The organism is Polymorphobacter fuscus (genome assembly GCF_011927825.1).
GTDB lineage: Bacteria > Pseudomonadota > Alphaproteobacteria > Sphingomonadales > Sphingomonadaceae > Sandarakinorhabdus > Sandarakinorhabdus fusca.
This window is the reverse complement of sequence record NZ_JAATJI010000001.1, coordinates 2,738,425-2,751,456: the sequence shown is the minus strand read 5'-3', so window position 1 is coordinate 2,751,456 and position 13,032 is coordinate 2,738,425. Positions and strand designations below refer to the sequence as shown.

Here is a 13,032-nt window from a genome sequence, read left to right as displayed (position 1 = left end):
TCGGGAGGTCGTTGCCATGGATCGCCGCGCCCTCCTGATTGCCGGTCTCGCCGCCCCGGTGGCGGCGCAGACGCCGCCGCCCGCCGGCAAGGCGCTTCCCGGCCCGGCGCCGACCGAGACCATCGACCTGTGGCCCGCCGGCGCACCCGGCGCGCCGGCGACGCTGCCGAGCGAGACCGTCACCGAACGCAGCACCGACCCGGGCCGGTCGGACCGCGCCGTCGCCGGCATCGTCCGGCCACGCCTCGTCGTCTTTCGCCCCGTCCAACCCAACGGCGGCGCCATGCTGGTCATCCCCGGCGGCGGCTTTCGCCATGTCGTCGTCGACAAGGAAGGCTATGAGCTCGGCCGCTGGCTGGCGGCGCGCGGCGTCACCGCCTTTGTGCTGTTCTACCGCCTGCCCGGCGACGGCTGGGCCGCCGGGCCCGATGTCGCCCTGTCCGATGCACAGCGCGCCATGCGCCGCATCCGCCACCGTGCGGCCGCCTTCGGCATCGACCCGGCGCGGGTCGGCGCCATGGGCTTTTCGGCCGGCGGCCATGTCTGCGCCGACCTGGCGGCGCGCTTTGCCACAAGCACCTATGCGCCGGTCGATGCCGCCGATGCGCTGCCGGCGCGGCCGCTGCTGGCGGCGCCCATCTACCCCGTCGTCTCGATGACGCCGCCGCTCGCGCATCCGGGGTCGCGGACCCTGCTGATCGGCGACAATCCGGCGCTGGAGGCGGCGCACAGCCCGCATCGCAACATCCCCGCCGACGCGCCGCCCTGCTTCCTCGTCCATGCCGAAGACGACGCCAGCGTGCCGGTGGACAACAGCCTTGTCCTGCGCGCCGCGCTGCGCGCCCGCAATATCGCGGTGGAAACGCACCTGTTCACCGCCGGCGGCCATGGCTTTGGCCTGCGCGGCGCGGTCGGCAAGCCGGCGGCGGCATGGCCCGAGCTGTTCCTGGCCTGGGCGACGACGCAGGGGCTGGTCAGCGCCGCCTGATCCTCACCCCGCTGTGGATTGCAGCGCCTTGTTTCCGGGATTATCGTTTTCCGTCAGTCACTTGCTGCCGACAAGTTCAGATTACGTCCACCGCCGGCTGACCTTGCGCGTCCGCCGCCGCGACGATCTCCGGCGCAGGGTCGTCGGCCTCGACCAGCCGTTCCAGCGCCTCGAGCATCTTGTGCTGCGGGGTAAAGGCCGCGCCGGTGTCATAGTGGCGCAGCAGGAACATCAGCAGCCGGTCGTTGAGCACGACGCGGCGGCCGACGGCGACGCCGTTGCAATAGACATCCTCCAGCACGCCGTTGATGGCGCGATCGAACGCCACCTGCCGCAGCGTTGTCGGACAGGCGCCGAGCGCCGTCTCCCAGGCGCTGCGGAACGCCTCGGCGCCGGGGTGCAGCCGCAGCCGATAGGCGGAGGATTCGGACATCTCCGCCCGCGCCGCCGCCTGCTTGACCGACCCGGTCATCGCCAGCGTCTTGATGAACATCCGCTGGCGCGGCAGCGTCCAGCCATCGGAGCGGATACGGCGGGTGGTGCGGGGCATTTTCATGGTTCACCACTAACCTATATGGCTTGTTTTGTCAAGATTTCGGGTTATGATGTGGCGCGTGGCACCAGCAAACAGTTGGTCTGGAACGATATTTTGTGTGGGCTTGCTGTTCGCGGCGTGGTGATTGTCCTGGTCTTTCGGGATGAAAACCGGGCGTCGCCGGGGCGCGACGGGGTCGCCGCGGGGCATCCTGGGGGCGTTTCCGGGGCGGCGGCAGGGCGTTCGCGGGGTGGTGACGGGGTGCAACGGGGGTAACGGGAGGGTCGAGTCGGGCGGCGCTGTCAGGACTGCTTGCAATTTCCGCTGCGCGGCGACCGCAGATGGGCGATGATCTCGCGCAGCACATTGTCCATGTCGGCCAGCACCCGCGCGTTCCAGAAGCGGATGACCGTCCAGCCCTCGGCCGCCAGCAAGGCGGTGCGGCGCGCGTCGGCGGCCCCGGCGTGCGCATGCTGCGAACCGTCGAGTTCGATCACCAGCCGCGCCGCGACACAGGCAAATCGGCGATGAACGGCCCGATGCTGTGCTGCCGGCGAAACTTGTGCCCGAGCAGGCGGCGATCGCGAAGCTCCCGCCACAGCCGGGCTTCGGCGTCGGGCATGCTCTGCCGCAGCGGCGCCGCATGCGGGCTGACGATCCGAGTGACGCGCGACATGGGAGCAGATTATCGACGGCGCCGGCCACAGCAACCCCTCTCCCGCCTGCGGGAGAGGTCGAGAGACGCGCGCAGCGCGGCCACGGGTGAGGGTGTCGCGTCCTGGGAAACCTCGCACACCAGCCGCGCTGCCCGGACCCCTTTTTTTGACGGGCGCGACCATCGGGGGCAGATTTGCGGGCATGTCCGATGCGCCCTCCCGCCATGCCGAACCGGCCCGCGAAGGGATCGCCCGGCAGGTCGCCACCTGCGCCGGGCCCGACGCCGACGCCTATCTCAGCGATCTGGTCGTGCGTGATCGCGACGATGCCGCACGGCAGGCGGCGCTCTATGCGGCACTCGATGAAGGGGACACCAGCGAGGTCTGCGACCTGACTATCGAGGAGATATTCGCCGACGCCCGCGCTCGCAACCTGCTTGCCAAGGCTTAGGTTCAGCGCTGCGGCGCGAGGCGACCTTGACGCGATCTACGACTATGGCGTGGCGCCCCTCGGTCAGGACGCCGCCTACCGCTATGCCACGAGGCTGACGATGACAACACTGGCCTTCCCCCGTCGAATCTTTTCTACGGCGAGGCCTTGGCACAACGCTCTTTCTGCCTGCCTCCTGCGGCTAGGGCGCTGGCCCCCAACCCCTTTCGAGCGATTTTAAGGCCGCACTACTGCAATCTCTGTCAAACACTTATTCAAGCGTCACGCCAATAATAGCTGATAGTTTTCATAAACGTCAGGGTACAATTGGAAAGGATCAATATTACCATACGAGTCGAAATTCAACTTCGGCAGACGATCTCGCACAATTCCTTCCAGAATTAGTCGCGCATAAATGTCCGAATCAAAATGCCCATATCGAGAGATTGAAAGCTCAAATACTTTGCGTTGGATGTTAAGGAATATCAAAACCCGCATACTAGTTGTCTTACGTTTCTCCCTGAGGATCTCCTCATATAGGCTGTTTGTTTCGACAAATAGTCCATAGTTTCCACTAAATCTATGATCAGCACGAACGGCGACATCAACCAGATTCTTAACGGCCCATGCTTTATAGGTGTAGTGTCGATTATTACAATAAGACTGCAAGAGAGCAGCCATCTTTAATGTAATTTTGAAATTTACATATTCTTCAATAAAAACAAACCTGGGATCAAACTGGGGATCAATTTTTGTATTTTCGTTTAGGTTCGACCAAGTCAGATTGGTACCTGTAAGGTTCATTCCGCGCAAGTCTTGGTCTTTTAGATCACATGCGGACAGGTCTTGTCCGACATAGAATATCTCTGGCTCGGCTCCGACTGTTCTGGCAAGTTCTTTCAAGTCTGCGGTATTTGCAGACAGTATTTTATTTATTCCAGCTAGCCAGCTAGTCATTCTTCTATTTGCTTTTCAATAAACAAATCTGCGAGTGTAATAGATCCATACGGATCCGAAAAATTTCTTACATCAAGATTCCTGTCAGATAGGGAATTCCTTATGTATGCCTCCGCCGCTGCAATCTTGTTGTTAAGCATCTTGTTTTTAATGTTTTGTACAACGCCTTGATCTTTAATAACAAAATTGGATATAACTAAATCTTCGCGTCTGCAACGGACCTCAATTCTGGCGACAGACTCAATTACATTCTCTACCTTGCTCATATTCTTTATTTTAAGTAGCGGCTCTAGAACCGAATCCCATGCTTTACCGAGCAGCGCTTTTGAATTGGCTGGAGCTAGTTGCCAAACGTACTCACCGGTCGGCAGTTTAGATTGCGCCCAAGCTATACCGCCCGTATTTTGGGTAACCTGCGTTTGCTCCTGCGAATTTGTTGCGTTTGAGTACCCTCCCGATGAAGACAGCTCTATATTGGTATTTGCTGCATCAATATTCAGACCTGCATTTCCTTTCACCATCATTGATCTGTCTTTTGATGTGATCAATGTTTTTTGAACTGTCAGAGGCTGCTCTCTACGAACAGATGTCTGTATGACAGACAAAGGTTCGCCTGCCGGTATTATAAATACAACCTCCGCCTTGCTCAAGGAAACCTCAAAACGAACTGGGCTTTCTGGCTCATCCCCAAGCTTCCCTCTCAGGAACGATACGTCAACATGAACAGCAGCGACTTGACTGGCATTGTCAAATGACGTGTGCCACGCGTCTACTGATACGACGCTGTCGAATATCCGCCGTTGGTTTGAGTTCACGTTTTTTTAAGCCTTATAGTTGGGGTTAACTATTTAATTACTCCGCAGCCACCCCCAACAACCCACCCTGCCGGTCATCAACCCCATTCGCCGCCCCGCCTTCGCTCAGCGCCTTGGCACCCTTGCGGCTGTCGAACGCGTCCCAGACCTCGTTCCAATTGCCCTTGGTCGCCGCCTTGGAATATTCCGTCGCGCGGGCTTCGAAGAAATTGGCATGCTCCACACCGTTGAGCAGCGGCGTCAGCCAGGGGAGCGGGTGTTCCTCGATCATGTAGATCGGCTTCATGCCGAGCTGCTTCATCCGCCAGTCGGCGGTGAAGCGGACGTAGCGCTTGATGTCCGACGCGGTCATGCCGGGGACCGGGCCCATTTCGAAGGCCAGGTCGACGAAATTGTCTTCCAGCCGGACGGTGCGCTGGCAGATGTCGGCGATTTCGTCGCGCAGCTTGTGCGTCAGCACGCCGGTTTCGGCGCAGAAGGCGTGGAACAGCTTGATGATGCCTTCGCAGTGGAGGCTTTCGTCGCGGACCGACCAGGTGACGATCTGGCCCATGCCCTTCATCTTGTTGAAGCGCGGGAAGTTCATCAGCATGGCAAAGCTGGCGAACAGCTGCAGCCCTTCGGTGAAGCCGCCGAACATCGCCAGCGTGCGGGCGATATCGGTGTCGGTCTCCACGTTGAAATTGGCCAGATATTCGTGCTTGTCGCGCATTTCCTTGTAGTTGAGGAAGGCGCTGTATTCGCTTTCGGGCATGCCGATCGTATCGAGCAGATGGCTGTAGGCGGCGATGTGCACCGTTTCCATGTTGCTGAACGCCGCCAGCATCATCTTGATCTCGGTCGGCTTGAACACCCGGCCGTATTTTTCGTGATAACAGTCCTGCACCTCCACATCCGCCTGGGTGAAGAAGCGGAAGATCTGGGTGAGCAGATTGCGCTCATGCTCGGTGAGCTTCTGCGCCCAGTCGCGGCAATCCTCCCCCAGCGGCACTTCCTCCGGCATCCAGTGGATCTGCTGCTGGCGTTTCCAGAAGTCATAGGCCCAGGGATATTCGAAGGGCTTGTAGGATTTGGAGGCCTTGAGGAGCGACATGGGGATTACCTTTTCGAAGAAATGGCCTCCGGCGGCTGGGGCCTTGGGCCCCAGACCCCGTTTCGGGGGCCTGGGCAAAACTGTGGGAGGGGGCCGTGGCTTTGCGTCGTGGAATGCAACGCCGCGGCCCCCTCGCCGTCCAACCGGGCAGCTTGCCCGTTGGTCCTCCGGTCACCCGGAGTCATGCCCTGCTGTCAGGCACGGCATTCTGACGAATGGGGTCCGGGGCCAATGGCCCTGGCCGCCGGAGGCGCCTGCTATTGGCACGCCAGACATTCGTCGTAATCCTTCATCTCCATCTTCATGATGGGCGCGGCTGGCGTGTTGTCCGCCTCCACGCCGCCGGCGAACCCGGCGCGCTGGATGCTCATCGAGCGGAGATAATAGAGCGATTTGATGCCGAGCTCCCAGGCGCGATAGTGGAGCATGAGCAGGTCCCATTTTTCCACGTCCGCCGGGATGAACAGGTTGAGCGACTGCGCCTGGTCGATATAGGGCGTGCGGTCGCCGGCGAGTTCGAGCAGCCAGCGCTGGTCGATTTCGAAGGCGGTGCGGAACACCGCCTTTTCGTCCGCCGTCAGGAAGTCGAGATGGCCGACCGAGCCGCCCTGTTCGAGGATGGAGTTCCACACCGCGTCGCTGTTCTTCGATTTGGAAATCAGCAGCTTTTCGAGGAACGGGTTGCGGATGGAAAAGCTGCCCGACAGCGTCTTGTGGGTGTAGATATTGGCGGGGATGGGTTCGACACAGGCGCTGGTGCCGCCGGCGATGATGGAGATGCTCGCGGTCGGCGCGATCGCCATCTTGCAGGAAAAGCGTTCCATGACGCCCATGTCGGCGGCATCGGGGCACGGGCCGCGTTCGGCAGCGAGCGCCATCGACGCCTGGTCGACCTGGGCGCGGATGTGGCGGAACATCTTCAGGTTCCACGATTTCGCCATGGCGCCTTCGAAGGCGATGCCGCGCGCCTGGTAGAAGCTGTGCAGCCCCATGACGCCGAGGCCGACCGAGCGTTCGCGTTCCGCCGCATAGCGGGCGCGCGCCATTTCGGGTTCGGCGCGGTCGATGTAATCCTGCAGGACATTGTCGAGGAAGCGCATGCAGTCTTCAATGAACTGCGGGTCGCCGTGCCACTGGTCCCAGGTTTCGAGGTTGAGCGACGACAGGCAGCAGACGGCGGTGCGGTCGTTGCCGAGATGGTCCGGCCCGGTCGGCAGGGTGATTTCGGAGCAAAGGTTCGACGTGCTGACCTTCAGCCCCAGGTCGCGCTGGTGCTTAGGCATGGTGCGGTTCACTTCATCGACGAAGATGATGTACGGCTCGCCGGTCGCCAGCCGGGTTTCGACGAGCTTGGTGAACAGGCTGCGGGCATCGACCCGCCCGCGCTTTTCGCCGGTCTTGGGGCTGATGAGGTCGAAATCGGTGCCGTCGCGGACCGCCGCCATGAAGGCATCGGTGATGAGGACGCCGTGGTGGAGGTTGAGCGCCTTGCGGTTGAAGTCCCCCGACGGCTTGCGGATTTCGAGGAATTCCTCGATTTCGGGGTGGGAGACGTCGAGATAGACGGCGGCCGAACCGCGGCGCAGCGACCCCTGGCTGATGGCGAGGGTGAGGCTGTCCATGACGCGGACGAAGGGGATAATGCCGCTGGTCTTGCCGTTGAGGCCGACGGGTTCGCCGATACCGCGGACATTGCCCCAATAGGTGCCGATGCCGCCGCCGCGCGACGCCAGCCAGACATTTTCGTTCCAGGTGTTGACGATGGCATCGAGGCTGTCACCGACCGAGTTGAGATAGCAGGAGATCGGCAGGCCGCGCCCGGTGCCGCCGTTCGACAGCACCGGCGTCGAGGGCATGAACCACAGCTGCGACATGTGATCGTAGAGCCGCTGGGCGTGGGCGGCGTTGTCGGCATAGGCGGCAGCGACGCGGGCGAACAGGTCCTGGTAGGATTCGCCGGGGAGCAGATAGCGGTCGTCGAGGGTTTCGCGGCCGAAGTCGGTCAGCAGCGCGTCGCGGCTGCGATCGACGGTGATCGGGAATTTCCACGGCATGACCTCGTTGGAGGCGCGACGCGCCGCGGGCGCGGGCGCCGCCGCGGCAGGCGCCGGATCGCGGGTCAGCACGTCCTCGCTGTGGCCGTCACGATCGGCCATGGTCTGAAATTCGCTCACCCGCATCACTCCCGAATCGATCCTGCCGGGGGATGGTAGAATGAGAACAAACCGGGGTCACGCGCCAATCCGTGCGCGTGCACTTATCCCCGTTATCCACAACCGGCGTTGTGGCCCGGCGTTGTGCCGATGGTCTGCCCTCCTTCGACCTGTGCCACCACAGCTTGTGTGACGGCGCCTGTCCCCGAGCTACAGATTGTGCCTGATCCGCTTTGAAACACAAGCCCAATTTATCTTTTTCCGGGCCTTTCGCGCCGCGGCAAACACGCCCAAGGGCTTGCCGGGCCAAATGATTCGGCGGTGGACCGCAACGGCGCCGCGGGCTATGCGACGCGCAGTTGCCGCACCCCCGGAAGACCCAGATCGTGACCCTTATCGCCCAGGACGACGTCATTGAATCGGTGGCGGACGCGCTGCAGTACATCAGCTATTTCCACCCGATGGACTATATCCGGGCGCTGGGGCGCGCCCATGACGCCGAACAGGGGCCAGCGGCCAAGGATGCGATCGCGCAGATCCTGACCAACAGCCGGATGTGCGCCGAAGGGCATCGGCCGATCTGCCAGGATACCGGCATCGTCGTCGCCTTCGTCAAGGTCGGCATGAACGTGCGCTGGGGCCACAAGGGCGCGGGCGCCACCATGACGCTTGCCGAGATGATCGACGAAGGCGTGCGGCGGGCGTATCTGAACCCGGACAACCGGTTGCGCGCCTCGATCGTCGCCGATCCCGCCTTTGGCCGCACCAACACCCGCGACAACACGCCGGCGGTGACGCATGTCGAGCTGGTGCCCGGCGACACGGTGGAGATCACCGTGGCAGCCAAGGGCGGCGGCAGCGAGAACAAGACCAAGTTCGCCATGCTCAACCCCAGCGATTCCATCCGCGACTGGGTGGTCAGCACCGTGCCGCTGATGGGCGCCGGCTGGTGCCCGCCGGGCATGCTCGGCATCGGCATCGGCGGGTCGGCGGAAAAGGCGATGCTGCTCGCCAAGGAATCGCTGATGCTGCCGATCGACATGGCGGAATTGCAGGCGCGCGGGCCGAATTCGAAGATCGAGGAACTGCGGATCGAACTGTTCGACGCGGTCAACGATCTCGGCATCGGCGCGCAGGGGCTGGGCGGGCTGTCGACGGTGCTCGACGTGAAGATCCTCGACACGCCGACCCATGCCGCATCGAAGCCGATCGCGATGATCCCCAATTGCGCCGCGACCCGCCATGCGCATTTCGTCCTCGACGGCTCGGGGCCCGCCTATCTGGAGGCGCCCAACCTCGTCGATTGGCCGCAGGTCGCCTGGACGCCGTCCCGGCAAGCGATCCGTGTCGACCTCGACACGTTGACGCCGGCGATCGTGGCATCGTGGCAGCCGGGCGACCGGTTGCTGCTCAATGGCCGGATGCTGACCGGGCGCGACGCCGCACACAAGCGCATGACCGACATGCTGGCGCGCGGCGAGACGCTGCCGGTCGATTTCACCAATCGCGTCATCTATTATGTCGGCCCGGTCGACCCGGTGCGCGATGAAGTGGTGGGTCCGGCCGGGCCGACGACCGCGACGCGGATGGACAAGTTCACCGAGACCATGCTGGCGCAGACCGGGCTGATCGCGATGGTCGGCAAGGCCGAGCGCGGGCCGGCCGGGATCGACGCGATCCGCAAGCACAAGGCCGCCTATCTGATGGCCGTCGGCGGTGCCGCCTATCTGGTGTCGAAGGCGATAAAGGCTTCGAAGGTGCTGGCGTTCGAGGACCTGGGGATGGAGGCGATCTATGAATTCACCGTCCAGGGCATGCCGGTGACGGTCGCCGTCGATTCAACAGGCGAAAGCGTCCATGCGACCGGGCCGATGGTGTGGCGCGAGAAGATTGCGAAGATGAAGGCGCTGGAGGGGGCTGCCTGACACCCGCGCTCGAACGATCTTGACGGATGCGTTCCGGATCGGCAATGTTCCCTTATTGTTCCTGGGGAGTCGCGGCATGGACCTGATCCTTTACACCAACCCGCAATCGCGCGGTCGGACCGCCCGTTTCATGCTCGAGGAGGTCGGCGTTCCGTACGAGACGGTGATCCTCGATTACGAGGGGGCGATGAAGACGCCCGAATATCTGGCGATCAATCCGATGGGCAAGGTGCCGGCGCTTCGCCATGGCGACCAGACCGTCACCGAATGTGCCGCCATCTGTGCCTATCTCGCCGATGCCTTTCCCGATGCCGGGCTGGCCCCGCCGCCGGCGCGGCGCGGCGATTATTATCGCTGGCTGTTCTTCGCCGCGGGGCCGGTCGAAGCGGCGATCATGGACCGGTATCGCAAGCTGGAGCCCGATGACGAACAGCAGCGCATGCTCGGCTATGGCGATTTCGATCGCACCATCGCCGCGATCGATGCCGCGGTGACGCGCCATCCCTGGCTGGCGGGCGACGATTTCAGCGCCGCCGATGTCTATGCCGGGTCGCAGATCGACTGGCCGATGCAGTTCGGCATGCTGACGCCGACTCCGGCGCTGTCCGACTATGTCGAGCGGCTGCGGGCGCGGCCGGCCTATGTCCGGGCGAACGCCATCGACGGCTGAGCCCGATCGCGGCAATGGCGTTGACAGCGATGGTGCGATCCGGCCATCGCGGCGGCCATGCTCACCTTGTGCCCCGCCGCCGTCATCTTCGACATGGATGGATTGTTGCTCGATACGGAGCGGATCAGCCGCGAGACGATGATCGCGGCGATGGCCGAGCTGGGCTTTGCGATGACAGAGGCCGATTTCGTGCCGCTGATCGGCATGCCGGACGACGTCAACCGCATCCAGCTGGTGGCAACCCATGGCCCCGACTTCGACTATGACGAAATGCGCGCCATCCAGGCCCGCGTGAAGACCGAGCGATACGGCGACGAACGGCCGCTGCAGCCCGGCGCGCGGCTGATCGTCGAAACCGTCGCCGCGCTCGGCATTCCGCGCGGTGTCGCGACTTCGAGCCGGCGCGTCGCCGCCGATGCCCATCTCGGGCACATGGGGCTGCGGCCGCACATGGATGTCGTGCTGACCCGCGACGATGTCGCGCGCGGCAAGCCCGACCCCGATCTGTACCTTGCGGCCGCGGCCGCGCTGCGCCAGGCGCCGGCCGCCTGCCTGGCGCTCGAGGACAGCCACAATGGCGTGCGCGCGGCGCATGCCGCCGGCGTTCCGGTGATCATGGTTCCCGACCTGCTGCCGGCCACCGCCGAGATGCGATCGCTGTGCCTCGCCATCGCTGCCAACCTGGACGAAGTCCGCGACTGGCTGGTCGCCGCGTGCCGGCCACAGAACAGCCTGCCGCGCCCATGAAAAAGGCGGCGCCGGTTGCCCGACGCCGCCCTTCGTCAGATGCTGCAGGGCTTAACGGCTCTGCGGCAGGTCGTCCTTATATTCCTCTGCCGGCTCGCCGGTGCCCTTTTCATACTCATGGGCCGACTGCTGGCCCTCGGGCCCGACGACGCGCGCGGCGCCGTCCTCGCCCAGGTTGCGCTTCTTCTGCTGTTCGGGGCTGAAGAAGCCCGGCACCTCGGGTTCCTTGGCGACTTCGTTGGTCTGGTGCTTGCCCGGCAGGTCGGCGTTGCGATCGGCCTGGGCCTGGCTGCTGTAAAAGCCGAGCGGGCGTTCGATACCGTCATTGGCATCGCTGCGGTTCGATTCGTCGATACCGGCCGGAAGCGGTTCGCCGCTCGCCTTGTCGGTGTGCGACGTCGCGCCGTGCGACTTCGAGGCGCGCGGTGTGTCGGCATAATAGCTGTCGATGTCCGACCCGCCGCGATCATAATCGAACGCGTCCATGTCGTCGCGGCCATAGGCCGGCGCATCGGTCAGCGCTTCGCGGTCGAGATCGACGCGATAGCCGCCGAGCGACGTGTCATAGTCGAGCACATCCCAAGGGAGCGGGTGATATTTTTCGCCGATGCCAAGGAAGCCGCCGAACGACATGACGACATAGGCGACATCGCCGTGGATCTTGTCGATCATGATCGAATCGACCGTGCCAAGGCGATCGCCGGCGTGGTTGAAGACTTCGGTGCCATGCACCTTGTCGGCGCTGATCAGGGTATTGGCGTCGCGGCTGCCGCCATCGGCGAGCGCGGCATCGCTGTAGCTGGTGGACATCTCGATACTCCTCAAGTGCGGCTTGCCAAGCCGGCAAGTGATGGACAAACCCGTGGCGGCGCGGCGCGGTTCCTGCCGGGGGACTTGCATGGGACGAAATGCGGCAGTTCTGCGGCACGGCGCAGCGGCGGCCTGCGGGTTGCGGCGGCCCGCGGTCCTTGGCATCAGGGGGCATGACCGACAGCCTTGCCGATGTGCTCGACGCCGCCTGGCGATTGCTTTCGGACGGTGCCGGCGACCGGCGCAGCCCGGTCCACACGCCGGTCGTGACGAGCATCGGCGGCGACGGCGCCCCCGACGCCCGGGTGATGGTGCTGCGCGCCGCCGATCGGGCGACAGCGACGCTGCGCTTCCACACCGATGCGCGGTCGCCCAAATGTGCAGCGCTGGACGGGGCGCGGGTCGGTGTCCTCGCCTATGACCCGGCGGCGGCGGTGCAGCTGCGGCTGGCGGGGACAGCGCGGGTGGTCACGACCGGTGCCGAGGTCGACGCGATCTGGGCAACGTCGACGCCGTTCGCACGGCGCTGCTATCTCGCCGAAGCGGCGCCGGGAACGCCGCTGCCGGCGCCCGGGTCGGGCCTGCCGGCGTGGGTCGAAGGCCGCAAGCCCGACGAGGCCGAGCTTCTGCCAGCGCGGCCGAATTTTGCCCTGCTGCTGGTCACGGTGACGGCGATCGACCGGCTGCATCTGGCGCAAGCAGGGCACCGGCGGGCGCGGTTCGCGGCGAAGGATGGCTGGGCGGGGGCGTGGGTGGTGCCGTGAGGGTGGCGGGTGCGGTGGCGTACCTTGCAAGATATGGAGATGAACCCCCGCCTTCGCGGGGGTGACGAAGAGGGAGTGGGTGCCCCAAGAACACCCGTCACCCCCGCGAAGGCGGGGGTCCATCTCCCGAACTCAGCGTATAAGGCAAGGGCGCAAAACCAAGCACCGACACCGCTAGATCGTCCCAGTCCGGATTGCCGGCTTCGACCAGCCGGATCTTCCAGTCGCGGTTCCATCTCTTCATCTGCTTTTCGCGCCCGATGGCAAGCGCGATATCGTCGTACCGTTCCATCCAGACGAGGCGCTTGACGCCATGGCGGGAGGTAAACCCCGGCGTCAGGTCCAGCCGATGCTCCGAAATCCGTCTGACGAGGTCGGAGGTGACACCGATGTACAGCGTCCCCTGCTTGCGGCTGGCAAGAATGTAGACGAAGCCGCCCGGGTCCATCCGCACGCTCCCGGGATCTGGAGATGGACCCCCGCCTTCGC

13 protein-coding genes and 1 pseudogene are annotated in these 13,032 nt (G+C 63.8%); 6 read left to right on the top strand and 8 right to left on the bottom strand.

Annotation, left to right across the window (positions count from 1 at the left end; translation table 11 throughout):
• Positions 1–16: 16 nt before the first annotated feature.
• Entirely contained in the window at positions 17–988 is a 972-nt protein-coding gene (locus GGQ62_RS13090; protein WP_152579187.1) for an alpha/beta hydrolase, read from the top strand.
• Positions 989–1,064: 76 nt separating this feature from the next.
• Here GGQ62_RS13090 and GGQ62_RS13085 read toward each other — a convergent pair whose 3' ends face one another.
• Together GGQ62_RS13085 and GGQ62_RS13080 are read right to left on the bottom strand one after the other, a co-directional pair.
• Positions 1,065–1,544: a hypothetical protein gene (locus GGQ62_RS13085; RefSeq protein ID WP_152579186.1), complete on the bottom strand. Its 480-nt coding sequence runs from the start codon at positions 1,542–1,544 to the stop codon at positions 1,065–1,067.
• A 281-nt stretch (positions 1,545–1,825) separates the two neighbouring features.
• Positions 1,826–2,145, bottom strand: a pseudogene (locus tag GGQ62_RS13080) (endonuclease domain-containing protein).
• A gap of 236 nt (positions 2,146–2,381) precedes the next feature.
• Here GGQ62_RS13080 and GGQ62_RS13075 point away from each other — a divergent pair.
• Complete coding sequence (locus GGQ62_RS13075; RefSeq protein WP_152579185.1) at positions 2,382–2,630, top strand: hypothetical protein; 249 nt, start codon at positions 2,382–2,384, stop codon at positions 2,628–2,630.
• A 261-nt stretch (positions 2,631–2,891) separates the two neighbouring features.
• On the opposite strand, the gene GGQ62_RS13070 is transcribed toward GGQ62_RS13075, so the two are convergent.
• The 4 genes from GGQ62_RS13070 to GGQ62_RS13055 form a co-directional block, all read right to left on the bottom strand.
• Positions 2,892–3,566 (bottom strand): pentapeptide repeat-containing protein, encoded by a 675-nt coding sequence (locus GGQ62_RS13070; protein WP_152579184.1) that lies wholly within the window; start codon positions 3,564–3,566, stop codon positions 2,892–2,894.
• Positions 3,563–4,381 (bottom strand): hypothetical protein, encoded by an 819-nt coding sequence (locus GGQ62_RS13065; RefSeq protein WP_152579183.1) that lies wholly within the window; start codon positions 4,379–4,381, stop codon positions 3,563–3,565. Before GGQ62_RS13065 ends, GGQ62_RS13070 begins: the two co-directional genes overlap by 4 nt.
• A 37-nt stretch (positions 4,382–4,418) precedes the next feature.
• A complete protein-coding gene (locus GGQ62_RS13060) occupies positions 4,419–5,474 on the bottom strand; it encodes a ribonucleotide-diphosphate reductase subunit beta (protein ID WP_152579182.1) in 1,056 nt (351 codons plus the stop codon).
• A gap of 257 nt (positions 5,475–5,731) precedes the next feature.
• On the bottom strand, positions 5,732–7,630 hold the full coding sequence (locus GGQ62_RS13055; RefSeq protein WP_152579208.1) for a ribonucleoside-diphosphate reductase subunit alpha: 1,899 nt from the start codon (positions 7,628–7,630) through the stop codon (positions 5,732–5,734).
• A 383-nt stretch (positions 7,631–8,013) separates the two neighbouring features.
• Between GGQ62_RS13055 and GGQ62_RS13050 the strand changes: the two genes are divergently transcribed.
• From GGQ62_RS13050 to GGQ62_RS13040, 3 genes are all read left to right on the top strand, one after another.
• A complete protein-coding gene (locus GGQ62_RS13050) occupies positions 8,014–9,552 on the top strand; it encodes a fumarate hydratase (protein ID WP_152579181.1) in 1,539 nt (512 codons plus the stop codon).
• A 76-nt stretch (positions 9,553–9,628) separates the two neighbouring features.
• Positions 9,629–10,222 carry a glutathione S-transferase family protein gene (locus GGQ62_RS13045; protein ID WP_152579180.1) on the top strand — a complete coding sequence of 198 codons (594 nt, stop codon included), beginning with the start codon at positions 9,629–9,631 and terminating at the stop codon, positions 10,220–10,222.
• 57 nt (positions 10,223–10,279) lie between these two features.
• A complete protein-coding gene (locus GGQ62_RS13040; protein ID WP_152579179.1) occupies positions 10,280–10,969 on the top strand; it encodes an HAD family hydrolase in 690 nt (229 codons plus the stop codon).
• A gap of 51 nt (positions 10,970–11,020) precedes the next feature.
• Here GGQ62_RS13040 and GGQ62_RS13035 read toward each other — a convergent pair whose 3' ends face one another.
• The gene (locus GGQ62_RS13035) at positions 11,021–11,779 is read right to left on the bottom strand and encodes a PRC-barrel domain-containing protein (RefSeq protein ID WP_152579178.1); all 759 of its coding nucleotides are present in this window, start codon (positions 11,777–11,779) and stop codon (positions 11,021–11,023) included.
• Between the two features lie 173 nt (positions 11,780–11,952).
• On the opposite strand from GGQ62_RS13035, the gene GGQ62_RS13030 reads away from it, so the two are divergent.
• Positions 11,953–12,543: a pyridoxamine 5'-phosphate oxidase family protein gene (locus GGQ62_RS13030; RefSeq protein ID WP_152579177.1), complete on the top strand. Its 591-nt coding sequence runs from the start codon at positions 11,953–11,955 to the stop codon at positions 12,541–12,543.
• Positions 12,544–12,640: 97 nt separating this feature from the next.
• Here GGQ62_RS13030 and GGQ62_RS13025 read toward each other — a convergent pair whose 3' ends face one another.
• Positions 12,641–12,991, bottom strand: a complete 351-nt coding sequence (locus tag GGQ62_RS13025; protein ID WP_167649629.1) for a GIY-YIG nuclease family protein — start codon at positions 12,989–12,991, stop codon at positions 12,641–12,643.
• Between the last annotated feature and the right edge of the window lie 41 nt (positions 12,992–13,032).